Source organism: Pseudomonas jinjuensis (assembly GCF_900103845.1).
GTDB classification, from domain to species: domain Bacteria; phylum Pseudomonadota; class Gammaproteobacteria; order Pseudomonadales; family Pseudomonadaceae; genus Pseudomonas; species Pseudomonas jinjuensis.
The window spans coordinates 360,737-384,606 of the sequence record NZ_FNIJ01000004.1; the positions used below are offsets into that span (position 1 = coordinate 360,737).

The 23,870-nt window shown below is 61.4% G+C and carries 24 protein-coding genes and 1 pseudogene; 9 read left to right on the top strand and 16 right to left on the bottom strand.

Annotated features, from left to right (window positions below):
- Nucleotides 1-7 precede the first annotated feature (7 nt).
- The 12 genes from BLR75_RS08005 to BLR75_RS08060 all read right to left on the bottom strand — a co-directional run bounded on the left by BLR75_RS08005 (nt 8) and on the right by BLR75_RS08060 (nt 13,264).
- Nucleotides 8-763 carry an SDR family NAD(P)-dependent oxidoreductase gene (locus BLR75_RS08005; RefSeq protein WP_084314415.1) on the bottom strand — a complete coding sequence of 252 codons (756 nt, stop codon included), beginning with the start codon at nt 761-763 and terminating at the stop codon, nt 8-10.
- Nucleotides 760-1,902 carry an aromatic ring-hydroxylating oxygenase subunit alpha gene (locus tag BLR75_RS08010; RefSeq protein WP_084314416.1) on the bottom strand — a complete coding sequence of 381 codons (1,143 nt, stop codon included), beginning with the start codon at nt 1,900-1,902 and terminating at the stop codon, nt 760-762. The genes BLR75_RS08005 and BLR75_RS08010 overlap by 4 nt, the downstream gene beginning before the upstream one ends.
- Before the next feature lie 248 nt (nt 1,903-2,150).
- Nucleotides 2,151-3,161, bottom strand: coding sequence for a GlxA family transcriptional regulator (locus BLR75_RS08015; protein WP_084314417.1), 1,011 nt, complete (start codon nt 3,159-3,161; stop codon nt 2,151-2,153).
- A gap of 123 nt (nt 3,162-3,284) precedes the next feature.
- Nucleotides 3,285-3,611, bottom strand: coding sequence for an AzlD domain-containing protein (locus tag BLR75_RS08020; RefSeq protein WP_084314418.1), 327 nt, complete (start codon nt 3,609-3,611; stop codon nt 3,285-3,287).
- Entirely contained in the window at nt 3,604-4,347 is a 744-nt protein-coding gene (locus tag BLR75_RS08025; RefSeq protein ID WP_084314419.1) for an AzlC family ABC transporter permease, read from the bottom strand. The genes BLR75_RS08020 and BLR75_RS08025 overlap by 8 nt, the downstream gene beginning before the upstream one ends.
- 206 nt (nt 4,348-4,553) lie before the next feature.
- Entirely contained in the window at nt 4,554-5,651 is a 1,098-nt protein-coding gene (gene gbdR / locus BLR75_RS08030; protein ID WP_090416030.1) for a choline metabolism transcriptional regulator GbdR, read from the bottom strand.
- Nucleotides 5,652-5,743: 92 nt separating this feature from the next.
- A complete protein-coding gene (locus tag BLR75_RS08035; RefSeq protein ID WP_084314421.1) occupies nt 5,744-6,913 on the bottom strand; it encodes an MFS transporter in 1,170 nt (389 codons plus the stop codon).
- A 261-nt stretch (nt 6,914-7,174) separates the two neighbouring features.
- Entirely contained in the window at nt 7,175-8,545 is a 1,371-nt protein-coding gene (gene dddP / locus BLR75_RS08040) for a dimethylsulfonioproprionate lyase DddP (RefSeq protein ID WP_245726115.1), read from the bottom strand.
- Between the two features lie 126 nt (nt 8,546-8,671).
- On the bottom strand, nt 8,672-9,994 hold the full coding sequence (locus tag BLR75_RS08045) for an NAD(P)-dependent oxidoreductase (protein ID WP_084314423.1): 1,323 nt from the start codon (nt 9,992-9,994) through the stop codon (nt 8,672-8,674).
- A gap of 50 nt (nt 9,995-10,044) precedes the next feature.
- Complete coding sequence (proX, locus tag BLR75_RS08050) at nt 10,045-11,073, bottom strand: glycine betaine/L-proline ABC transporter substrate-binding protein ProX (protein WP_084314424.1); 1,029 nt, start codon at nt 11,071-11,073, stop codon at nt 10,045-10,047.
- Between the two features lie 59 nt (nt 11,074-11,132).
- Nucleotides 11,133-12,080, bottom strand: coding sequence for an ABC transporter permease subunit (locus BLR75_RS08055; RefSeq protein ID WP_084314425.1), 948 nt, complete (start codon nt 12,078-12,080; stop codon nt 11,133-11,135).
- A gap of 53 nt (nt 12,081-12,133) precedes the next feature.
- Nucleotides 12,134-13,264: a quaternary amine ABC transporter ATP-binding protein gene (locus BLR75_RS08060; protein ID WP_084314465.1), complete on the bottom strand. Its 1,131-nt coding sequence runs from the start codon at nt 13,262-13,264 to the stop codon at nt 12,134-12,136.
- A 279-nt stretch (nt 13,265-13,543) separates the two neighbouring features.
- Between BLR75_RS08060 and BLR75_RS08065 the strand changes: the two genes are divergently transcribed.
- The 5 genes and pseudogenes from BLR75_RS08065 (at nt 13,544) to BLR75_RS08080 (ending at nt 18,176) form a co-directional block, all read left to right on the top strand.
- Nucleotides 13,544-14,629: a mandelate racemase/muconate lactonizing enzyme family protein gene (locus BLR75_RS08065; RefSeq protein ID WP_084314426.1), complete on the top strand. Its 1,086-nt coding sequence runs from the start codon at nt 13,544-13,546 to the stop codon at nt 14,627-14,629.
- 32 nt (nt 14,630-14,661) lie between these two features.
- Nucleotides 14,662-15,591: a 2-hydroxyacid dehydrogenase gene (locus tag BLR75_RS08070; protein ID WP_084314427.1), complete on the top strand. Its 930-nt coding sequence runs from the start codon at nt 14,662-14,664 to the stop codon at nt 15,589-15,591.
- Nucleotides 15,592-15,606: 15 nt separating this feature from the next.
- A pseudogene (locus BLR75_RS26965) lies at nt 15,607-15,684 on the top strand (dehydrogenase); the annotation flags it as partial.
- Nucleotides 15,685-15,776: 92 nt separating this feature from the next.
- Nucleotides 15,777-15,977 carry a tautomerase family protein gene (locus BLR75_RS26970; protein ID WP_245726119.1) on the top strand — a complete coding sequence of 67 codons (201 nt, stop codon included), beginning with the start codon at nt 15,777-15,779 and terminating at the stop codon, nt 15,975-15,977.
- 252 nt (nt 15,978-16,229) lie between these two features.
- The gene (locus BLR75_RS08080) at nt 16,230-18,176 is read left to right on the top strand and encodes a methyl-accepting chemotaxis protein (RefSeq protein WP_084314429.1); all 1,947 of its coding nucleotides are present in this window, start codon (nt 16,230-16,232) and stop codon (nt 18,174-18,176) included.
- 92 nt (nt 18,177-18,268) lie between these two features.
- Here BLR75_RS08080 and BLR75_RS08085 read toward each other — a convergent pair whose 3' ends face one another.
- The 3 genes from BLR75_RS08085 to BLR75_RS08095 all read right to left on the bottom strand — a co-directional run bounded on the left by BLR75_RS08085 (nt 18,269) and on the right by BLR75_RS08095 (nt 20,933).
- A complete protein-coding gene (locus BLR75_RS08085; RefSeq protein WP_084314430.1) occupies nt 18,269-18,943 on the bottom strand; it encodes a GntR family transcriptional regulator in 675 nt (224 codons plus the stop codon).
- Between the two features lie 318 nt (nt 18,944-19,261).
- A complete protein-coding gene (locus tag BLR75_RS08090) occupies nt 19,262-20,272 on the bottom strand; it encodes an NAD(P)-dependent oxidoreductase (protein WP_255312847.1) in 1,011 nt (336 codons plus the stop codon).
- A complete protein-coding gene (locus tag BLR75_RS08095) occupies nt 20,178-20,933 on the bottom strand; it encodes a class II aldolase/adducin family protein (protein WP_084314432.1) in 756 nt (251 codons plus the stop codon). The genes BLR75_RS08090 and BLR75_RS08095 overlap by 95 nt, the downstream gene beginning before the upstream one ends.
- Before the next feature lie 100 nt (nt 20,934-21,033).
- On the opposite strand from BLR75_RS08095, the gene BLR75_RS08100 reads away from it, so the two are divergent.
- Entirely contained in the window at nt 21,034-21,417 is a 384-nt protein-coding gene (locus BLR75_RS08100; protein WP_084314433.1) for an AraC family transcriptional regulator ligand-binding domain-containing protein, read from the top strand.
- Nucleotides 21,414-21,635, top strand: a complete 222-nt coding sequence (locus BLR75_RS27325) for a helix-turn-helix domain-containing protein (protein ID WP_169720288.1) — start codon at nt 21,414-21,416, stop codon at nt 21,633-21,635. The genes BLR75_RS08100 and BLR75_RS27325 overlap by 4 nt, the downstream gene beginning before the upstream one ends.
- Nucleotides 21,636-21,837: 202 nt before the next feature.
- On the opposite strand, the gene BLR75_RS08110 is transcribed toward BLR75_RS27325, so the two are convergent.
- Nucleotides 21,838-22,758 carry a LysR family transcriptional regulator gene (locus BLR75_RS08110; RefSeq protein WP_084314435.1) on the bottom strand — a complete coding sequence of 307 codons (921 nt, stop codon included), beginning with the start codon at nt 22,756-22,758 and terminating at the stop codon, nt 21,838-21,840.
- A gap of 115 nt (nt 22,759-22,873) precedes the next feature.
- On the opposite strand from BLR75_RS08110, the gene BLR75_RS08115 reads away from it, so the two are divergent.
- A complete protein-coding gene (locus BLR75_RS08115; RefSeq protein ID WP_084314436.1) occupies nt 22,874-23,323 on the top strand; it encodes a carboxymuconolactone decarboxylase family protein in 450 nt (149 codons plus the stop codon).
- Complete coding sequence (locus BLR75_RS08120; protein ID WP_084314437.1) at nt 23,320-23,742, top strand: cupin domain-containing protein; 423 nt, start codon at nt 23,320-23,322, stop codon at nt 23,740-23,742. The genes BLR75_RS08115 and BLR75_RS08120 overlap by 4 nt, the downstream gene beginning before the upstream one ends.
- Nucleotides 23,743-23,870: the final 128 nt, after the last annotated feature.

The following is a 23,870-nucleotide window of genomic DNA, read 5'->3' on the forward strand; positions in this document are numbered from 1 at the left end:
CTGGCGCTCACAGTTTCATTTGCTGGACTTGGGCGGTAAGCCCGCCATCGAGGACCCACAGTTGCCCGGAGGCATACCTGGCTTCGTCGGAGCTGAGCCAGTTCACCAGGTTGGCAACGTCTTCCGGGGTGCCGTAGCGGCGCACCGGGTGCACATCGCGCACGGCGGCTTCCAGGCTCTGGATGTCGCCGTGGTCGCGGAAGAAGCTGCGCAGCATGGGCGTATCGATATATCCCGGGCAGATCGCGTTGACCCGGATGCCCTCCGGCCCGTGGTCACAGGCCATGGCGCGGGTCAGCGCATGCACGGCGCCCTTGCTGGCGCAATACGCCGCCAGGCCGGGATCGGCGATGAAACCGTCGTAGGAGCCGAAATTGACGATGCTGGCCGACCCGCTCCTGCGCAACAGCGGCAGCGCGTACTTCGAGACGAGGAAGGTGCCGGTGACGTTGACCGAGAAGACCCGGTTCCAGTCCTCGAGACTGGTTTCCTCGATGGTCTTCTCGATCTCGATACCCGCGGCGTTCACCAGGATGTCGAGCTTGCCGGCGTGCTCCCGGACGGCGGACATGGCCTGACGAACGCCCTCCTCCGAGCTCACGTCCAGCGGGACGAAGCGGCTGCCGGCGACGGGCGCGGATTCCACCCGGTCCGCCGCGAATACCGTGGCGCCCTCCTTCACGAACCGCGCGCAGATGGCCCGGCCGATTCCGCCCAGGCCACCCGTTACGAAGGCGACCTTTCCTTCCAGGGCCTGGCTCATTGCTCCACCCCCTGGCGATATGCATCGAGGACAAGGCCATGGAAATGATGGAGGGCATGCTCCGATTTCCCCGAGCCGGCGGGGTCGGTGACGATGCGTCCCTGCTCGAACGCCGGGGTCCGCATGCCCCGCTGGACGTTTTCCACCAGCGAGATGTCCTCGACCTGCAGCACCTCGTCGAGGTAACGGATGGCTTCCTTCTCCATCTCGTTGGCCTCGGGGGTCTCGAGGAAGAAGTCGTAGGTTTCGTAGGTGAGATCGGGGCCGGCGGGGATGATGTGCAGCACGATCATCGAGCTGCGCCCCGGATAGCGCATCAGGCAGGTGTTGGGCCACAGCCACCAGACCGCATGGGTGCGGACCTTGGCCTGGGAAGTGTCGTAGGCGCTGTTCTGCCCGTTGCCCGCTTCGGCCATGTGGCTGGAGTAGATGCCGTGGGTCTGCACCTTGTAGGTGTTCATGTCCACCAGGGTGCAGAAGTCCTTGTGCGCCGTCGGGCAGTGGTAGCACTCGAGGAAGTTGTCGACGACGTTCTTCCAGTTGGACCTGATCCGGTAGGTCAGGCGATGGCCGAAGGTCAGGTTGGCGATGTCCGGCGCCCAGTGCAGGATTTCGTCCCGCAGCTCCCCGGACTGCTCGCTCAGCGGGCGCGCAGCGGGATCGAGGTTGACGAAGATGAAGCCGCAGAACTCTTCCACCTGGACCGGACTCAGGTGGATCTCGCTCTTGTCGAATTCCTTCAGCCCGCCGACGTGCGGTGCGCCGGTGAGCTGGCCGTTCAGGCCGTAGCACCAGGAGTGGTACGGACAGATGATGCGGTTGACCTTGCCCTCCCCCTGCAGCACCGGATGCGCGCGGTGCTTGCAGACGTTGTAGAAGGCCCGCAGGTTGCCGTCATGATCGCGCACCACCGCGATCGGGTTTCCGGCGATCTCGGTGGTGGTGTAGGTGCCGGGCTCCCGGACCTTTTCCACATGGCAGACCCACTGCCACGAGCGGGCAATGATCTGCTGCTGGTCCAGCTGGAACCACTGGGGATCGATGTAGGCATCCGCACGCAGGGATTGCGAGATCAGCGGATCCGGGTGATACCCCCTGGCAATGTTTTCGAACTGCGCTCTGGAGATGACTTCGGGCATATCGGCGGCCTTCCAATACAAGAATTTTCTGGATGGTTGTTCCTGTCTCGGAGCCGATATTGGTCTTCCACCGGGGGTGGAAACATGCAGGATTCGCCGTGATTTTTTCTTTTTCAGCCAGCGTCGTTTTCAGGCATGACGTGCTGGATTGCGACCTTCGGGGCCGGAGGAGCGAGCGGAACCGGCCCTCCCGGACGAGAGCCCTGACCGGCGTAGCGGCGACTGGATGAAGCCGGAGACGGGGAAAGTCAGGGAGTGACCTGGTGCATCGGCCAGGCTCTGAACTCGAACGGGATACGCCCGTCGAGCCGGTCGCGGCGGGGCGTCAGGCCGAAGCGCTGGCGATATATCCGGCTGAAATGCGACTGGTTCGGAAAGCCCGAGGCCACTGCGATTTCCATCAGCGACATGTCGGTCTGGGTGACCAGGCAGCGCGCGCGATCCAGTCGAATGTCGCGGTAATAGAGCGCGGGGCTCTTCTGGACGATCTGGTCGAACAGCCGGTCGAGTTGCCTCTGGGATATGCCGATGCGCCTGCAGATTTCCGGGATGCTCACCGCCTCTTCCAGGTTTTCCTCCATGATCCTGATCGCCTGCTTCACCAGGACCGGCACCGTGTTGCCCAAGGGTTGCGGCGTTTCCGGATTCTGCCGGGTTCCCAGAGGACGCAAGCGCTCGTGGAACAGATAGCGGGCCGTCTCGTTGGCGAGGGTATCGCCATGCAGGGAGCGGATGATGTGCAAGGCGCAGTCGGCAGATGCAGCGCCACCGCAGCAGGTGATGCGCTTGCCGTCCATCACCAGCATGTCCTCGCAGATATCGACGTCCGGGTAGAGTTCCTTCAACGAGTCGATGTGCTCGTAATGGCCGGTGGCACGCTTCCCGTTCAGGAGTCCGGCCTCCGCAAGCAGATAGGTGCCCGTGTCGAGCGCGCCAAGGACTACGCCGTCCCGCGCCCACATCCGCAGCGCTGCATGCAGCGCCGGGCTGTTATGCGTTTCGGGATTCCAGCTCGAGGACAGCATGACGAGGCTCGGCCTGCCCTGGACTTCTGCCAGCGCCCTGGTGTCGGTGGTCATGGCATTGCTGGCCACGACCGGACCGCCTGTCATCGACACGATTTCCCAATGGAAATGGGCGTGCCCACTCAGGTAGTTCGCGGCCCGGAAAGGATCGATGAAGGCTGTCGTCGCCGCCAGGTTGTAGTGCGGGAAGACGACGATCAGGAGCGAAAACGGCGCGGTGGACTCAGTTGGCATGGGCGCTCACCGAAGATGAGTTGGGAAGAGCTCGGCGGCCAGGAATACCACAAATCGGATCGATGACCATCTCGAGGCATAAGGGTCGGTGATTGCCCTGACACAGCGAAAGCGCTGCGGCCATCACCAGCCCAGATACTGCAGCCCCCATACGGCGCCCATCCCAGCCACCAGGGTCAGGATAGTGCTGCGGCTTGTCCAGGCCACGAGAGCGGCCACTGCCGCTGCATAGAGTCGCGGATTATCGAGCGAGAACTCGCCGCCTTCATGCGAGAGAGTGACGGCGGGCAATACCAGCGCCGCCAGCACGCTGGCCGGTACGTAAACCAGGGCACGCTGCAGGACCGGCGGAATCGACAGCCGCCCGTACAGCTCGATGAAGGAGAGCCGGAGAACGAAGGTCCCCACGCCAACAGCCAGGAACAATCCCCATAGCGACCAGTCAATCAACGGTGGCTCCTCCCTTCAGCCGGGGCTCGGTCGACGCCGAGCGCGCGCTGTTGAAACGTTCGGCGAGAAGGCCGGCGGCAATGCCGCATAGCGAGGCCATGACCAGCCCCAGGTTATAGGGCATGTCCACCGCCAGCACGGCCACTCCCCCGCCGACCAGTGCGGCGCAAAGGCTCGCCGAGTTGCGTATCGCGGGTATCAGCAATGCCAGGAATACCAGCGGTATCGCGAAATCCAGCGACCAGTCGCTGGGAATGCCGGTCCCCAGACAGACGCCAGCCACCACCGACAGTTGCCAGGTCAGCCACATGTTCAGCGTGGCACCGGCAAAGTAGTGATGCCCGAACTTTCCCAGTTCTCCGGAGGAGAGTTTGAAAATGCTCAGGGCGTAGGACTGATCGGCGAGCATGTACGAAAGCGGCCACGTCCAGCGACGCGGCAGATGGTTCAGATGCGGCGCCAGCGAGGCGCTGTACATCACGAAGCGCAGGTTGATCACCAGCGCCGTGAGGATGATGACGAGACCGAAGGCATCGCTGCGCAGCAGTTGCAAGGCGGCCATCTGGGCGGAGCCGGAATAGAACAGCAACGTCATGCCTATGGTGGTGCCGGGCGACATCCCCATTTCGATTGCGGTAATGCCCGTAACCAGGCCGAAGGGAATGATCCCCAGCATCGAGGACCCCAGAACACGGACGCCGTCCCAGAAGGCCTCCCCTGCTGTTCGATATGCCAAGGCAATCTCCTGAATTCTGTATCTGAGGAAAGGATTGGGCGTCACCAACGAAATTCCGGCGCGCTGCTGCCTGGCGCACGGCGCCTGATTCCAGCAAGAGGCGCCGCGGTCGACAAACGATTTTTTCGGCTCGATTGATGACCATTGATCATCAGTAACACGTCATGAGCACAGCGCACCTGACCAGGCCTGGGAGCGCTCGTTTCTCAAATCTTCACGCTGGCAAAGGTGGGTTCGCCCTGTGCACGGTTCAGGGCCACGCCCGCCGCGGAGGCCGCGTTATGGGCCAGGCCTTCCGGAACAGGCAGCAATGCCACCACATTGGCCTCCTGCCCGGCGCGCTCTTCCCGTGGCGAGATGCCGAAATGCATGCGGTAGCACTTGGAGAAATGCGGAGTGGAAACAAAGCCGCACACCGAGCCTATTTCCAGGATGGACATGGACGTCTGCTTCAGCAGCTGGCGCGCCCGGATCAACCGCAGCTTGAGGTAATAGCGCGACGGCGAACACTGGAGGTACTTGTGGAACAGGCGCTCCAGCTGACGGCGTGAAACGCCCACGTGACAGGCCAGCTCGTCGAGGTCGATGGGCTCCTCCAGGTTGGCTTCCATCAGCATGACGATTTCCTGCAGCTTCGGCTGGTTGGTGCCGAGCGTGTGCCTGAGCGGCACACGCTGCTGGTCCTGCTCGTTCCGGATGCGTTCGTAGATGAACATGTCGGAGATGGCCGCCGACAGGTCCCGGCCATGGGCGCGGCCAATCAGATGCAGCATCATGTCCATCGGCGCGGTACCGCCCGACGCCGTATAGCGGTTGCGGTCGATGGAAAACAGACGGGTGCAGGCTGCCGTGCGCGGGAAGGTTTCCTGCAGCGCGGCCAGACACTCCCAGTGGACGCTGCACAGGTGGCCATCGAGCAACCCGGCCTCGGCCAGCGCCCAGCTGCCGGTGCAGACGGCGCCAATCTGGCGGCCATGGCGGGCCTGCAATCTCAGCCAGTTCACATGTTCGCGGCTTACCCGGTGCTGAATGTCCACGCCGCCGCAAACGATCACCGTATCCAGGGTCGGAGCGGTATCCAGGCTGGCATCCGGGGTGATCTGCAGGCCGTCGCTGGCACTTACCGGCCTGCCGTCCCTGCTCAGGGTGAACCAGCGGTACAGCTCCTTGCCCGACAGCTGGTTGGCCATGCGCAATGGCTCCACCGCGGAGGCCAGTGAAATCAGGGTGAAGTCATCCAACAAGAGGAACCCGATGGATTGTGGCCCGCAGCCCATCGGGAGGGAATCTGTCTTCTGGTCCATCTGTGTCATCTTTCGGCCCTCAAGGTAAGCAGGGTATGCAACGTCAAATCGAGGCATGCTGTTATTCACCAATCACGGCAGATACTCCGGATCTAATCTGCGCATTCCAGTGAGCGACGCCCTGTTTTCACTGCGTGTGGTGTTATTCCCACCAGCACTGCCAATGTGACTGTCACTGCAATTCCGAACTGATAGAGTGCCTGTGGTCCGACATAGTCCATTAGCGCCCCTGCTACCAATGGACCAATGGTGGCTCCAATGCCGAACATCACTATCAACATACCGGCCACAGAAATCCTGAGCTCTTGCTCCAGGTTTTCGTTCGCATGCGCAACACCCAGTGGGTAGAAACAGAATTGCAAGAATCCGATGACGCCTCCTGCGATCAACAGATGGGCGTATCCTGAAATATCCAGGAAAGCCAACGGCGCATAAGCGAGGGCCAAAAGAGTCGCAATCAATCGAATTAGCGCAACACGAGAATACAGATCGAACAGTCTGCCCAAGATGAATTGGGCAAGTAAGCCGCCCGCAACAGTCAGAGCCATGAGCTGGCCTACCTGTGCAGGGGCATACCCTAATTGCGCGATGAATACAGGGGTCAGACTGAAGAAACTGCCATTTAGGATTCCAGACACCAGAGCGGTGCCCAACGATTGCCTGAGACGATTCAAATACGTCGAAGGACGAACTCGTTGCTGGCTGGTAATCCTCGGCCGGACGCCTCGATGCAGTGCCAGAGGAACCATGCCGATCGCATAGGCAATCGCTATTCCAGTCAAGATGCGAGCATCGAGACCATCACCGATGCTGAGCAACAGTTGTCCCACGATCATGCCACCGTAGACAGCCACCATATAAAGCGACATCGCACTGCCACGACGACCACTAGGTGCACAGTCGTTTAGCCAACTTTCCATAACCATCAACTGACAGGTTATTGCCAATCCGAAAACGAATCTCAGCATGAGCCACAGTGGCAGCCAGTCACTGAGCTGAAGGCAGAGGACGGTACTGACAATGATTCCAGCACTCGCGACGAATGCCGGCATGTGGGTCACGCGGTCGATCAGCCAGTAACCCACGCGAGCTCCGGCAACCATTCCCAAGGCGCTCGCAGCCATGAGGGCGCCGCCCCAGACTTCTCCCACGCCGTCAGCTTCCAGGCGCAAGGCGAAGTAAGTGATCAGCAGTGTAAATCCAAGTTGCATCGACATGGTTGCAACGTAGAGTGCTCCAAATTCCCTAGTCAGGGCGAACAAGATAATTCTCCAGGATGAACGTCCCGTCAGATTCCCCAGAATCGGCTTTGCTGGCTAAATACAGATCTGGGGCCATGGGAAAGACATGAACACTTCGTTACTTCAACATCCATTCCGGCAGGGAGTTTCACGCCGGACTCAGTTGAAACTTCGCACCCTCTTTCCCTTGCACTATTGGCGACATTTTTCCTCCAGGCGAAAAGAACCCGAGGCGCTCGGAGAAAACCCAGTCTTGCGAGCTTTCCCATCTCGCCGAACGCGTCAGTCGACAAGGAAGCTTTCGTCAAAGGGATACGAGGTCAGGTTCTCGCAACCGTCCTCCGTGACGAGGATCTGGTTCTCGAGCTTGATCCCGTCCTTGCCGCCCACCGCCCCCACATAGGCCTCGACGCAGAGCGCCATCCCGGGCTGCAACTCGCCTTCGTAACCGTAGGACTCCACGTCCTCGGGATAGCGGATGCAGGGGTACTCGTCGCACAGCCCGACGCCATGGAACATGACGCCATAGCGCTGGGCCCGGAACTCTTCCGGCAGCCGGTGGCCTTTGGCGGTCAGCTCGGTGAACCTGACGCCCGGCCTGACCAGGCTGGCGTTGGTGGTGATGTGCTCGTGGGCGATCCGGTAGAGCCGCTTCTGTTCCCTGGTCGGCTCCCGGCCTCCGCAGATCCAGGCGCGAGAGATATCGACGCACATGCCGTAGACGCCGATCAGATCGGTGTCGAAGGAAACCAGGTCGCCGTCGCCGATGATCCGCGGCCCCGACTCCTGGAACCAGGGATTGGTGCGGGGGCCGGAACTCAGGATGCGCGTTTCGATCCACTCCCCGCCCCGGCGGATGTTCTCGGCGTGCAGGACCGCCCACACGTCGTTCTCGGTCGCCCCGGCGCGCAGCGCCTTGTGCATCTCCGCCACCGACGCTTCGCAGGAGGCGATGGCGCAGCGCATGGCCTTGATCTCGTCCGGTCCCTTGATGACCCGCGCGAATTCGGTCACTTCCTGGGCATTGGAAACCTCGATGCCCAGCTTCTCGAGCGCGCGCAGACCGGCCATCTCGATTCTGTCGACCGCGAGGCGGCGATTGTTCCCCGCGTGCTCCCGCAACACGCTATCGACCTGCTGGGCGAATTTCCTGGCGTGCTCTTCCGTGCGATTGCCGGACTCGAAGTAGAAGAAGGCCGCGCCGCCGCGCAGCTCGCGGACCAGCGGCAGGTGTGCGGACAGGTGATCGCAGTTGTGGAAGTCCCACAGCACCACGTAGCCATCGGCCGAGACAAAGCAGGCGCGCGCCGGATTGTGGGTGATCCAGAGCTGCATGTTGGTGGTGTCGGTGGCGTAGCGAATGTTCAGCGGATCGAACAGCAGAATCCCGCCCAGGTCGCGAGCCACGATCTGCTCACGCAACCGCTCCAGGCGGTATTCGCGCATCGTCGGCAGGTGGGGAATTTCGAGATTCAGCTCGGCCCACTCGGCCATGGCCAAAGGCGTCGGGCCGATCTCCACCCGGTCGTTGTTGTCCTCTGTTCCATCGGCCTTGAGGGCGGTGGAAATCCTCTTGCCGGGATCGATCTTGCGCTGGTTCGAAGGAATCGAGAATGGAGATGAGCTCATCGTTTGATTTCCACTGCAGGCCACGGTCGTTGTATTTCAGGTGGGTGGGACGTACAGCTTGTTCATGTCGCGGAGTCTTCCCATCTCCGCGTAAAGGAAGCCCGCAACTTTCCCGTGAGGATCATTGACGGGCTTCGCTTCATCATTGGATCAGCGCTTGGCCTCGATCTTGTCGAGAGCCTCGATGCAGGCGCTGATCAGGGGCAGGTACAGCCTGGTCGACACCTTCTTCATCCTTTCCACGTTGGAATACGAAGGCGTGTAGTCTTCGAAGTTTTCGAAGACCCAGCAGGTGCCGACGCTCCACAGAATCATCTTCTGGATGAGCTCGCGGCTGAGGCCAATGGCCTGACCCAGAGCGTAAGCTTCCTCTACGAAGACGTAGTTGGTGTGCTCCATGAACCCTGTCAGGGTGTTGGCGAGTTCAAGCTGTTCCGGAGTGGGAGTGAACGCCGGAGCCTTGATGTAGTCCGGCAGTCTGGGGGTCTGGCGACCATATTGATCGACCACCACTTCGCCGGACGGAACATAGGACTTGTCGATCCCGTACTTCGAAGGCGCCTTGAAATCCGGGATGCGGATCTTGATGTCGTTGGAGTCTTCGGTGAGCTTGATGACCTTCAGGTGATTGTCCTGCTGGTCATAGACACGGCCGGCAGTTGCGTAGCGCCAGTTGATGACGCGGCCGAGTTCCAGGCTTACACCCAGTTCGTCGGCCAGCGACTCGGTAAGGCTCATGTCCTTCACGCCGATTTCCAGGGTGCAGGAAGAGTCATAGCTACCGTCCAGCAGCAACGGCATGAATTGCCCCGAAGCGACTGAATGCCCCTTGGACTTCTTGGCGAATTCCCACATCCAGTAGTTCGGGATGCCCGCTTCCTGCGAGATGGCGAAGCAGTCGCCCACGATCGAGACCGGTCCGTAGAACAGCAGGTTGGTCAGCAACTTGGTCGTTTGCGCGGTACCGATCCTGTCACCGGTGAAGAATGCGATCTTGGTGATGGTGTTCAGTACTTCGGAAGCCTCGTCGTAGCCTTCCTTGTCGCCGGCGCAATAGATGCTGCTGTTGGCGAAGTCCACGCCCATGTGCGACAGGTTGCTGACCGGGCCTTCGATGCTGTACACGCCGCGCGCCTTGGCCTCGCCAGCGAGGTAGAGCGTGTTGTGATAATCCGTGGTCGAGGTGTCCACCCAGGTGCTGCCCGGAGCCATGCCGGCAAGCGCACCGTTCTCACCCATCATGTTTTCCAGGACATGTTCCGGCAGCGGCAGGCAGGTAATGACGATGTGGCTGCCGGTGGCGGCTTCCCTGGGCGAGTCCGCCCAGACTGCGCCGGCAGCGACGACGGAATCGGCGGTGGATTTGAACTTGTCGTAGACCTTTACCAGATAGCCCTTCTTGAGAAGCTCCTGGATCATGGGGCGACCCATACGACCAGTACCAATGAAGCCAACGGTTTTCTTATCGCTCATGACAATCTCTCAAACTATGCCGAAGTTAGGGGTGTAATCCTTGGTGCGTTTTACTGCACAGCCACTTTTGCCTCGCTGACCCACTGGTCGAATTCACTCTGATGCGCGCTGACCCACTCCTCTGCATGTTTGCGAATATCCGCCGGACTGTTCTCGCCATCTCTCATCCTGAGATTCTGTGCGTTGATATCGTCGACGGGGATCCTGATGCTTTCGAACAGCTTCTTCGCCGCCGGGTTCTCGGCGATGAACTTCTTGTTGGCGACGATATATTGATCGTTGACCGGGAAGCCCAGATTGCGGCCATCGGGCAAGGTGGTCGGGATGTTCTTCAGATCATCCGGCAATGCCGTGAAGGGCACGGTCAGCCACTCCACATCCTTGCCGGGAACCAGCACCCCACTCACCCATAGCGGCCTCCAGGTGTAATAGAGGATGGGCTTGCCTTCCTTGTATCGGGCGATGGTGTTGGCCATCAGGGCAAAGTAGGAGCCCTGGTTGTGGCTTACCGTCGCCCTGAGTCCATAGGCGTCCAGCTGTTTCTCGACGATCTTCTCGCAGCCCCAGCCAGGCTCGCAGCCGGTCAGATCGGCCTTTCCATCGCCATCGATATCGAAGAGTTTCGCAATCTGCGGATCCTTGAGTTGATCGATACTCTTGATCCCGTATTTGTCCATGGTCTTCTTGTCGATCAGATAGCCTTGCAGCGCTCCCGTCGAGAAAGGACCGAACTTGGCCATCATCGAGTCGCCACCGGCTTTTTCGTAGAACGCGGTATGTTGCGGAAGCCAGGCATCGGCATTGAAGTCGACATTGCCGTTGGCGACCGACAGGTAGGCAATCGGAGTCTGTACCTGACTTACTTCGTTGACCTTATAACCGAGCTTTTCCAGGCCGATGGTGACGATCTGATACTGGAAAACCTCTTCATCGAGCGGAATGCCCACGGGAGAAACAGTACGCCCCTTGCCCGGCAAGTCGGCACTCATGACGCCGTACGACAGAGTAGTTGCGCCAATGGCCGCAACCAGGAGCAGGCCCTTCTTCAAACTCAGTGCTGAAGCAATGACATCTTTCATCGTGCTCTCCCGCTATTGTGCTTATTGTTCACTTGTATGCGCGCCGGCTTTTGCAACCATCAGAAACCCGTGGATGTCTTCTTGAACCTGAAGCAGGCGACGATCAGGCCGATGAAGCCTCCTTCGTACCAGTGCTTGCGGCCTTTCTTCTCGAAGGGTTTGCTCAGCTCCTGGGTGAGGCGGTCCAGCATGATGGCGAGCAGTACGATTCCCAATCCGCCGACGGCGGCCAGGCCCATATCCAGCCGGCCGATTCCGCGAAGCACCATCAATCCCAGTCCGCCTACCGAAATCATCGAAGCGATCACGACCATCGACAAAGAGAGCATCAGGGTCTGGTTGACGCCGGCCATGATGGTCGGGGATGCCATTGGCAGTTGAATCTTCACCAGCATCTGCAGGGGGGTGGCGCCGAATGCCGCCCCGGCTTCGGTCACCTCGCTGGGAACCTGGCGAATCCCGAGACTGGTCAGGCGGATCAGCGGCGGCATGGCGAAGACGATGGTGACGATCACACCGGGGACGTTTCCGATCCCCATGATCATGACGATGGGCACCAGGTAAACGAAGGCGGGAATGGTCTGCATGCCATCGAGAACCGGGCGTGCCAGAGCTTCCAGGCGATCGCTCTTGGCCATCAGGATGCCGAGCGGGATGCCGATGAAAATGCACAGCAGCACGGACGTGATGACCAGGGCCAGGGTCGTCATGGCGGGGTCCCATCCGCCAATGGCGCCCACGCCGAACATCAGGGCGAACAGGGTGATCCCGAGGCGGGGCCCCGATACCTGCCAGCCAAGCAGGCCGAGAAAGATCAGCATGATCAGCGGCGGAACGGAAAGCAGGCTGCTTTCGATGCCATTCAACATGAAATCGATCGGCACCCTCGCCACCTGGAAGAAGGGCCTGAAGTGCTCGGCCATCCAGTCGACGCCGGATGCGACCCACTCACCGAGAGGGATCGATACATAGTCGAACGGGTTGGGGATTTTGTCGGACGCGCTCATGGGGAATTTCCTGTTTCAGATTCGGTGTGAACTGGATTCCGGCTTTTTCCCGGTCACCGTTCGGATGACGCGGCGGCGACTTTCGCGGCTGCCGAGTCCACTGACGCCTGGGAGATGTCGGGCTCGGAGCAGTCGTTGCCCTGGATGCCGCGCAAAAGGTCCCGGGTAGTGACTACGCCGAGGGTCCGGCCATTGGCTGCGATGACGATCGGCCTGTCGCCGGATACCGCGAGGCGGATCAGTTCTCCGAGATCGGAGTCCGGGGCGGCTATCGGGCAGTCCGCGGGAAGTTCGCCGTGAGCGGCGCGATAGCGCTCGACCGGCTGCATGACCGAGCTGGCTGAAACCAGATGGAGACGGGAAATGCCCTCGACGAAACGGGCGACATAGTCGTCCGCCGGGCAGGTGATGATTTCCTCGGGGGTGCCGATCTGCACTACCCGTCCGTCCTTCATGATGGCGATGCGGTTGCCTATGCGGATGGCTTCATCGAGGTCATGGGTGATGAACAGCGTGGTTTTCTTCATCACCGCGGCAAGCTGCAGGAACTGGTCCTGGAGCTGTCGGCGGATCAGCGGGTCCAGGGCGCTGAACGGTTCGTCCATCAGGAGGACGCGGGGGTCCGCCGCCATCGCGCGTGCCAGTCCGACACGCTGCTGCATCCCGCCGGAAAGCTCGGTAGGAAAGCGGTCTTCCCAACCCGTCAGCGATACCAGCGCCAATTTCTCCCGGGCGATGCGGTCGCGGGTGGCCTTGTCCACGCCGCGCAGTTCGAGGCTGAACGCGACGTTGTCTCGCACTGTGCGGTGGGGAAGCAGGGCCGTGTGCTGGAAGACCATGCCGATCTTCTCGGCGCGCACCTTGCGCAGCGCCCTGGCGTTCAGCCGGTTGATATCCGTGCCATCGATCAGGATCTCGCCGGCGGTGGGCTCGATCAACCGGTTGATGTGGCGGACGAGGGTCGACTTGCCCGAGCCGGACAGCCCCATGATGCAGAAGATCTCGCCTTCCCTGACGCTGAAGTTGGCATCGGCCACCCCAACGACACATCCGTACTGATCGAGGACTTCCTCCTTGCCCAGCCCTTTGGACTTGATGGCGGCGAGAGCCTCATTGGCCCGAGAGCCAAAAATCTTCCAGACGTTGCGACATTCGATCGCCGTCGCCGCGGGAGCGGTGGACATCATCTTCGAACCCTCCTCCAGCACCTGAAGTGCCCTAGTTATTTTTTTGGTGAGTGAGCAAGCCGGGCTCCCGTCGTCGCGTAGAGGCGCAGTCGGTGCATCGACAGTACTTTTGTAGATCGATGATAGATGATTGTCAACCATTATCAACGGAGCTATTCTGCGACCGCAGGCAACCGGGTTTGCTCCTCGGCTCCGTTTCGCGGACGCCAGAGCCCCTTGCATGGCAGATGCTCCGCCGCGGTGGTGCGCTCAAAACCAGGAATCGGGAACAAGAAAATGAAGATTACGAATCTGCGTACCGTGCTAGTCGAGGTGCCCCTGGAGAAGCCGATGATCACGGCCATCCACGAGACCCGGTCGATCGGCTGTGTGTTGGTCTATCTGGAAACCGACACCGGCCTGGTGGGCGAGAACTACATCTTCTCCCTCAATTCGGCCCGCCTCAGCATCTTCGACACGATGATCAGGACCCTCGCGCACCACGTGGTGGGCCAGGACCCTCACTTCGTGGAACGGATGTGGGATGGCATGTGGCGCGAGATCAATCCTATCGGCCACGAGGGCATCACCATCGGCGCCATGTCGGCGCTGGACACCGCCTGCTGGGACCTCATCGGCAAGGCCGCCGGCCAGCCGGTCTACAAGCTGTTCGGCGCCTACCGCGATTCGGTGAAGGCTTATGCCAGCAGCGGCCTGTGGCTTTCGCAGAGCATCGATGAACTGGTCGACGAGGCCAGGGGATTCCTCGCCCAGGGCTTCCGCTCGATGAAGATCCGGCTGGGCAAGCCGAGCGCGGAAGAAGACCTGGCTCGCGTCGCCGCGGTGCGTGAAGCGATCGGCCCGGACATCGAGCTTCTGGCGGACGGCAACCAGGCCTTCACTACCCATGCCGCGATTCGCCTGGGGCGCATGCTGGAGCCGTTCAACCTGGGCTGGCTGGAAGAGCCTGTTGCGTCCTACGACCACCAGGGTCACGCGGCCGTGGCTGCCGCGCTGGACATACCGGTTGCTTCCGGCGAGACCGAATATACCCGTCACGGCATGCGCGCGATGATCGAGGCGAAGGCGGCCGACATCCTGATGCCCGACCTGCAACGGATTGGCGGGCTTACCGAGTTCCGCCGCGCCACCAATCTGGCGGCAGCCCATAACCTGCCCGTTTCGACCCACATCTTTACCGAACAGAGCCTCAGCATCGCCGGCTCGGCCCCCAACTGCATTTCCGTCGAGCACGTTTCCTGGTTCTCGCCGCTCTACAAGGAAAAGATGGAAATCGTCGAGGGCAGGATCGAGATTCCCCAGCGCCCGGGCCTGGGCTTCACCTTCGACCCGGATGCCGTGGATCGCTTCCGCGTCCGCTGATTTCAACCTGACAACCAGCAGCGGAGGCTCATATGGCATTGCTGTTCAGTTACGCAGGCGCCGACCCCGAAACCTGGCGGCGCGAATTCGAGAAGCATCTTCCCGATCTGGATTTCCGCGTCTTTCCCGAAGTCGGGGACCCGGCCGAGATCGAGTACGTGGCGCTGTGGATGCACCCGCTGGGCGATCTTCGCCGCTACCCGAACCTCAGGATGATCCTGTCGTTCGGCGCCGGCGTGGAGCACATCATTCGCGACCCCGATCTGCCGGAGGGCGTGCCGATCGTGCGCCTGGTGGACGACCTGGTAGTACGCGACATGGCCATGCATGCCGTGCACTGGGTGATTCATTTCCATCGCAACTACCACCTCTACCAGCAGGACCAGCCGCAGAAGCACTGGCGCCGCCACCCGCATCTGGCCCCGAGCCAGCGCCGGGTCGGCTTCCTGGGCATGGGCGCGATGGGGGCGGTAGCGGCGAAATTCGTTCGCGATCTGGGATTCCCGGTAGCCGGCTGGGCGCGCGATCCGGTCAGCATCGAGGGCGTCGAGTTCTACCATGGCGACGACTGCCTGGAGGAATTCCTGCAGCGGACGGACATCCTCATCAACGTGCTGCCGCTCACCCCGGAAACCGAAGGCCTGCTCGATGCCAGGCGATTCGCGCAGCTCCCGGCCGATGCCTGCGTGATCAACATCAGCCGCGGGCCGATCCTCGTGGAACAGGACCTGGTGGAAGCCCTGGACAGCGGCCACCTGAAAGCCGCGGCGCTGGATGTGTTCTGCAGCGAACCCCTGGCTGCGGACAGTCCGCTCTGGGATCACCCCAGGGTGTTCGTCACGCCCCATATCGCCGGTATCAACTACGCCCACTCCGCCGCCAGGTTGATGGCCGACAACATCAAGCGGGTCGAGTCCGGCGAGCCGCCCTTCCCCATCTATGATCCGGTGCGCGGCTACTGAGCCCGGGAGAACGAGATGAACGGCAGATTGACGGACAAGGTCGCGATAGTCGCCGGCGGCACCCGTGGTATCGGTCGTGCCATCGCCGGACGCTTCCTGGCCGAGGGAGCACGCGTGGCGGTGGCAGGACGCAGCGAACCCGGGCGCATGGCGTCGACGGCGGAGCCCTGTTCTTCCGGGCGGATGTGGCCAGCGCCGGCGATTCCAGGCGCTGGTGGACTTCGATCACCGCCCTGGAAGGCCGCACCGCGGAACTCAAGGCAGCGGTTCTGCGCGCCACCGCCAACGTGGTCGCGGATGCCCTTGCGGTGCCGCTCGAACAGGTCTTCGCCGAGTACCGCGATATTCCGAAAGGCCAGGCCTTCAGCGGCGGGAGCATTCGCTGAGCGAAACCGCCGCCCCATCAAGACAAGGCACTGAACAGGCCCTGGCCCGATATCGACGGTTCAGAAGCTTCCCGATGGGAGTGCGTTGGAGTCCGGCCGACATTCTGTTCCGCCCCCCGTCGAATGCCGAGCTGCCTCGAACATGCTCTCCAGTCATCGCCCTTCAGCGCCCTTCCCTGTACAGCCATCCCCAGCCCGCCGAAGCACGTGAAGCGCTTTCGCCACCAGAACAACAACCTTCAGGGAGAGAAGATGAACATCAAACGCAAACTCACCGTGGCGTTCGCATTGATCGCCAGTGTTCCGGTGCTGCTGGTTGCGCTACTGGTAATCCTCAATCTTCGCGACGACGCGAGGCAGGCTTTTCTCGATAGCAGCGGCCGCGAAATCCGCCAGGTGGACAACGCCATGCAGCTGTTTTTCGAGGGCATTTCGCAAGACGTGGACTATCTCGCCAACCATCCACTAATGAAGAGTGTCGATACGGGGCTCAAGCGCTATACCAGCGCCGACCCCAGGCATATCCCGGAAGGCGAGCAGGACCGCGCCCTGCAGCAACTGTTCGGCAGCCTGCAGGCCAGCCATCCAGCGTATGCCTATCTTGCCCTGGGCACCCGGGAAGGCGGCTACAGCGTCTGGCCAGTCGACCGGCGCCTGGCCAACTACGACCCTCGAAGCCGCCCCTGGTATCAGCGCGCCATGACTCAACCAGGCAAGACATTGCGCAGCGAGGCCTATTACTGGGAGGCCGACGATGTGGTGCTGGTGAGCACTGTGCGCAGTGTCTCCAACCGGTTGGGAGCCCAGGGCGGCGTGGTGACCATCGATGTATCGCTCAAGCAGCTCACCGACATGGTTCGGCAGATCAGGCTGGGTGACCGCGGTTACCTGATGCTCATGGAAGGCAACGGTACCGTGCTGGTGGACCCGAACGACCCGGGCCACAATTTCAGGAAGCTCGCGGAGCTGGGCGAAGGCTATGGGCAATTGGTAGCGGCGAAGCAGGGGCTGGTGGAAGTAGAACTGGGCGATGAACGCTACCTGGCCAATGTCTATTCCTCGGAGAAGCTGGGCTGGAAGTTCGTCGGCCTGATCCGCGAAGGTGAGGTAATCGCCGGCGCCAACCGACTCACCTGGCTGATCGGCCTGATCGCCGTACTCGGTGCAGCGGCCTTTGCCTTCGTTGGAGCGTTCTTCGCCAGCCTGATCGTCCGCCCTATTCGTGCCGTGGCCAGCGGGCTGGAGGGTATCGCCCAGGGCGATGGAGACCTGACTGGCAGCCTCCCTGTACGGGGGCGCGATGAAACGGCGCAGCTGGCCGGCTGGTTCAACCAGTTCCTCGGCGCCATTCGGCTGTTGATCCAGCGCATCGGCCTGGCGGCGGCACAGATTCACAACACCTCCAGCAGTTCCACCATACGTTCGGTGGAAATGGCCGAGGCCGCATCACGCCAGCGCGAAGCCGTGGACATGGTGTCCACCGCCTTCCTCGAAATGGTGGCCACTGCCAATGAGGTCGCGCGCTCCTGCAGTCAAGCCGCCGATTCTGCCGACAGCGGCCAGCGACAGGCCCATGACGGCCAGCGACAGATCGACGACGCGGTGGCCAATGTGAAGCGCCTGAGCGAGGAGATCACGCATTCCGCATCTGCCATGCAGCAGCTGCAACGGGACAGCAACGACATCCAGTCGATCCTCGGCACCATCAACGCCATCGCCGACCAGACCAACCTGCTGGCGCTCAACGCCGCAATCGAGGCCGCCCGCGCTGGCGAGCAAGGCCGGGGTTTCGCGGTGGTGGCGGACGAGGTACGGGCCTTGGCCAGGCGTACTGCCTGTTCCACCGAGGAAATCGATAACCTGCTGGGCAATCTAGCCCGCCGGACACATGAGATGGGACGGCAAATGCATGCCAGCCTGGATATCTCGCAGCAGACCGTCGGCTCGATCAACGAGGCCCGAGAAAGCTTCGAGCGGATTCGCGAGTCGGTGGACGTGATCCGCGACATGAACAGCCAGATCGCCACCGCAGCGGAAGAGCAGCACCAGGTCGCCGAGGACATCAACCGCCACATCGCCCGTATCCACACGGACGCACAGCGTGTAGCCGAGCTGGCCGACTCCACCAGTGGCGACGCGAAGAGCCTGACCGGCTTGAGCGAAGAGCTGAACCAACTGGTCATGCGGTTCAGGACCTGATGGTGGTCCTTGAAACAAAAGGCCGCAGATGCGGCCTTGAGGTGTGTTCCGCTGCCACGCTTGCCGGATAGGCAAGCGATGGTGCGGGTGCGTTACGCCTGGCTTTCCATCTGCCGCAAGCTGTTGATCAGCGCGTCGCCATGGGTGGCATTGTGTTCCTTGGCCAGGCGCTCCGCGCCGTCCGCATCGCCGGCCAGGATGGCCTCGACCAGCCCCTCATGGCGGTGGCCGATATTCTGATAGTCGGAGAATTCGGAATCGCAGGATGCGATGAAGACGCGAATTTGCTGCTCGGTCAGCTTGTAGTGTTCCTGCAGCCGACGGTGACCGGAAAGGGACACGATGAGTTTGTGGAACTCGAAGTCCGCGTCGGCGATTTCCTTGGCATCACCCACTTCGCAGGCCTGGCAAAGACGCTGGTACGCCGCTTTCAGCAGCTTGGCTCCCGCCGGATCGATTCTCTCCGCCGCCAGGCGCGCAGCCAGACCATCCAGAACGCGACGGAGATTGTGCAGTTCCCAGGCATCCTGGGCATCGATGGCAATGACATGCCAGCCGGTGTAGGGAACCTGGGATACCAGTCCCTCGTTGTGCAGCTTCTGCAAGGCGGCGCGGATGGTGCCCCGCGATACGTGGAACTGTTCGGTGAGCTTGGCCTCGACCAATCGGGAGCCGGCTTCCAGGTTCCCCGTCACGATCATCTCGCGAAGGATATTGGCCGTTTGCACATCAAAGCTTTCCTTTGAAATCGCACTGCTTCCAGGCATTTGGTCACTCCAATGAAAAGGCAGTAAACGGAACTTTCACCAGGACGACCCAGCGCCAGGAACTGGATGGTCGTCTTAGGCGGCAGTGATCGATATGAGGGGCGTCGAGCTGGAAAAACCGCGATCCCCGCAAGCACATTCTACAGCGATCATTATCGTATGATTGTCAACAATTGTCATCCAGCGTGTCAAAAATGCAAGAGGTACGATCCAAACACAGCCCTTGCCACGATCAAAATAAAAAAAGCCCTGGCTACCCAGGGCTTGAAACGCATGACCGCCACTCACGTGGTGTCAACGAGCGGCTCATGCTGTGTTCTAGCCACGCAGCGGCTTGTCGTTGGCAATCTCCAGCAACTTGACGGCCATCAGGTGCGGCGCCTTCTCGCCGAACTGGCCGACGGCCTCCTCGTAGAGTTTCTCGACCTGCTCGCACATCGGCAGTTGGGCCGAGACCTGGCCAGCCAGTTCCAGCGTCAGGCGCATGTCCTTGAGGGCCAGTCCCAGATCGAAGGTCGGGTCGTAGTCGCCATTGAGAATGCACGGGCCATAACGGTCGGCCACATAGCTGCGGCCGGTGCTGTTCTGGATGATGGCGAGCATCTTGTCGGCCGGTACGCCGCCTTTCACCCCGAGCATCAGCGCCTCGGACAGCGCCACGGAATGCAGGTAGCAGAGCACCACCTGGGCGATCTTGGCGACATAGCCGGCACCGGAGTCGCCCAGGTAGTCGATGCGTTTGCCGATGGCCGCGAAGATCGGCTTGCACTCCTCGAAGACCTTCTTGTCGCCACCGACCAGGATGGTCAACGTGCCGGCGGCGGCGCCTTCCGAGCCACCGGAAATCGGCGCGTCGAGCGTGCGGATACCTTTCGCATCGGTCAGCGCACGCACTTCGCGCCAGACATCCAGGTTGTTGGTGCTCAGCTCGATCCAGATGGCGCCCTCGCGCATGCTGTCCACCAGGCCGCCGGCAACCTGCTTGATGATGCTGGGCGACGGCAACGAGGTCATCACCACGTCGGCGTCGCGAACGGCAGCCTGGATGCTGTCGGCCCATTGCGCACCTGCCTGCTCCAGCTTCTCCGCCTTGCCGCGGTCGACGTCATGGACGTTGAGGTTGAAGCCAGCCTTGACCAGATTGGCGGCCATCGGCCCGCCCATGTTACCCAGACCAATAAAAGCGATTTTCATAACGCGCTCTCTCAGGAATCGGACTGCCGGTTTTCGTTGATCAGTATTTGTAGGACGGATCGATTCGGTCGATCTGGCGCAGCAGTGCCGGCCATTCGTACTTGCCCGGAACGAAGGCGGCGTACTGCCTGGCAGCCTTCTCCCACATGGCCGGACTGGTCTCGGCCAACGGCAGGCCGGTAGCGGCGACCTGCAGCATGTTGGCGCAGGCACGCACCAGGTAGTGCATGTTCATGAAGGCCTCGCCAGCGGTCTCACCTACGGTGAGGAAACCGTGGTTGCGCATGATCAGGCACTTGTTGTCGCCCAGGTTGTCGGCGATCCGCAGGCTCTCGTCGGTATCCACGGAGAGGCCTTCCCAGTCGTGGTAGCCGATCTTGCCGTAGAGCATCGAGGAGTCCTGCACGTAGTGGACCACGTCGCGAATCGCAGTGGCGGCCAGCCCGGCAGGAGCGTGGGAGTGGAACACGAACAAGGCATTCGGGATGGTCATGTGGATGCCGCGGTGGATCACGAAGCCGGCGGTGTTCACTTCGGGCGGACCATCCAGCACGTTGCCGTGTTCGTCGATCTTGATCAGGTTCGATGCGGTGATTTCGGTGTTGTGCAGACCGAAATGGTTCATCAGGAAGTGATGATCGGTTCCCGGCACACGCGCGGTAATGTGGTTCCAGACGATGTCGTCGTACCCGTACACGTTCGCCAGACGGTGCATTGCCGCCAGGTCCACACGGACATCCCATTCTTCCTGGGTAAAACGCGGCTTGGCCGACGTGGCCCGTTCGAACTCTGCCATCGATTATTCCTCCACTTATTGTTGCTCAAAGGTCCGCTCTCTCGGCGGAATGAGCAAAACCTACCACCATGGTTGATGGTTGACAATCATTTATTAACAAATGATCCTCACTGAAAAAGGCTCCCAGCCGAAGGCACTCGACCAGCCGCTTCCCATGGTTGAGCCCGACGCGAATCAACATGCGCAATGCACCCATCTCGGGATTCTGGTGGGTCGACGCCCCTGCCTCAAAGACCTGGGTCCGGTTGGCCAGCTCATGCAATGCGCCGCCACGGCGGAAGAGGCCCTGCACGATCTCGTCGACCTGACCGATCCCAGGCCACTCATTGATACGGCGGTCATGATTGGCTTGCAGATCTTGGGGGAGCTGATAGGCCCCCACTGGCCCCCCGTCCGAGTGCAGCTGGCCTACCACAAGCCAGCCGACACCGCGCTCTACACCCGGGCGTTTCGCTGCCCGGTACAGTTCAACGCGAGTGTGTGACGACTTCGGAACTGATCCGACACCAGCTTCACTCCTTGTTGCTGGCGGGCGAGTCCAGACAGAGCCTCGCCATTCAGCTCCTTGCGCACACGAACCTGTCAGTTTCAGTCATTGCCCAGTCTTTGCAGTATCAGGATCCGAACGCCTTTTCCCGCGCCTTCAAGGTCTGGACCGGATGCTCCCCACAGCAGTGGAGAAACGCATCGCGCCCTTGTTGAATTCAAGGCCTGTCCCCTCCCGAACTCGCCGATGGGAACCGCCGAACCTTCCGGCTGCCTGGATCCGCCGGCGGCGGTTCGCCTTCCTGGCTTCCATTCGTGGCGGAGCACATGGGTGGCAACGCGGATCGGATCATCTCGAGTGGCGCCGGTGCGACCCTGATATTGCCTGTGCGAGATCGCCATATGGCGATCCACCACACTAGCGTTTCGTCGTCCAGAGCGGATCGTTGGCCATTAGCGCCGCCCCCCACTCCGCGAATGCGCGGACCCGCGCAGACAAATGTCGTGTCGGGGGATACACGAGGTTGATCGGCATGCCATCCATCTCCCAGTCAGGTAGGACCTCAACCAGGGTCTCCGACTGAAAATGGGGGCTCGCCTCCGCGCGTGGAACCGAAACGATGCCAAGTCCTGCCAACCCGGCCGCGATGTATGCGCCGCCATTATTGAACTGCATTGTCGGCATCTGTTCGATCCTGAAGCTGTCGTCGCCTCGCCGTAGCGTCGGGATCATTTGTTTGCCTGAGCCGGGAAACGTGAAGCCGAGATACCGCTGATGGAGCAAGTCGCCGGGCTTGAGAATGCGCGCGGCGTTCATCAGGTACACAGGCGAAGCGCAGAGGCAGAAGCGCATCAGCCCCACAGGGCGGCACACCAGGTCCTGATCCGCGACCAGACCACCCCGGAAGGCACAGTCGATGCCTTCCTGGACCAGATCGACCACCCGTTCGCTGCACCCGATATCCAGCTGAATCTGCGGATGTTGTGCCGTGAACTCCGGTAGTGATGGAATCACAAGGCAGGTCGCGACGGCAGAAGGCATCTCAACCCTTACCCTGCCACGTGCCACGCTGCGGCTCTGGGCAACCGAGGCCTCCAGCTCATCGAGATCGTCCAGCACCGCACGTGCACGCTCGTAGTAGGCCGCGCCGTCGGTCGTCGGCGTGACTCGTCGCGTAGTCCTGTGCAGCAGCTTCACGCCCAGCAGCGATTCCAGGCCCTGAATCTGGCCGGAGATCGTGGTCTTCGCCACGTTCAACGCCTCCGCTGCCCGGGTAAAGCTTCCCACCTCCACGATCCGGCAGAAGGCCCGCATTGCTTCCAATCGATCGAAGGCCATTATTGTCCCGCTTTTCGCACAATGAAAACGAATAAAGCCAGTTTATCCATGAATACTCGACCAATAAAGTTCACTCCAGAGCCGAAAGCCTTCGGCCAATCTGGAGAAACCAACGATGAGTTCCAAGCGCCTCAACTACTACCAGGCCGCCCCGCAAGCCATGAAGGCCATGCTGGGCCTCGAGAAGGCCGCCGCCGAATCGGTGCTGCCGCGTTCCCTGCGTGAACTGGTGCGGATTCGCGCTTCGCAGATCAACGGATGTGCCTACTGCGTCGACATGCACGGCACCGATGCGGCCAGGGAAGGCGAAAGTCTCCGCCGCCTGATGGCAGTGAGTACCTGGAAGGAAACGCCGTTCTTCGACGAGCGCGAACGCGCTGCCCTGCTGTGGACCGAGACGCTGACCCTGGTCGCCACTCGCCATGCGCCGGATGAGATCTACGAGCAAGTGGCCGCTGTTTTCACCACGCAGGAACTGGCCGAACTGACCTTCGTCATCGCCGCGATCAACGCCTGGAACCGCTTCGGCGTCGGCTTTGCGGTGCAACCGGAGCAAGAGCCATGAACCTGCTCGCCAAGGCCATCGGAATCACCTTCATGGCGTTTCTCAGTGCAGCCGCCCAAGCCCACGGGAGCGGCGGTGCCGGAGAAGAAGTCGTCACATCGCTCGCGCAGACCGCACTGCCGCCTCAGCAATACAGGACAGCCACCGCGCTCCGCGTGGACTTTGCCCCCGGCGCCACCTCGATGCCCCATCGCCACCCCGGACACGTCTTCGTGGTAGTGCTGAGCGGTGAAGTGGAATCTGCCCTCGACGGCCAGGCTCCACGGCGCTTCAAGGCAGGCGACGCATGGTACGAAAGCCCCATGCAGTTGCACCGCATCACCCGCAATGCCAGCGCTTCGGAGCCAGCTTCATTGGTGGCCTGGCTACTGTCCGACGGCGAAGAGGCGCTCGTCCAGCCCGTCAAGTCGAAACCCTAGTTCGCCCTGCGGCGGCAGCGCGGCGTCCCACACTCGCGTCGGACGCCACTGCCGGTTACCTGAACCCTGATAGCACCTCATGAAAGGCGAATGCACCAGCAAACCTCGGCACGCTTGCGGCGTCGCAC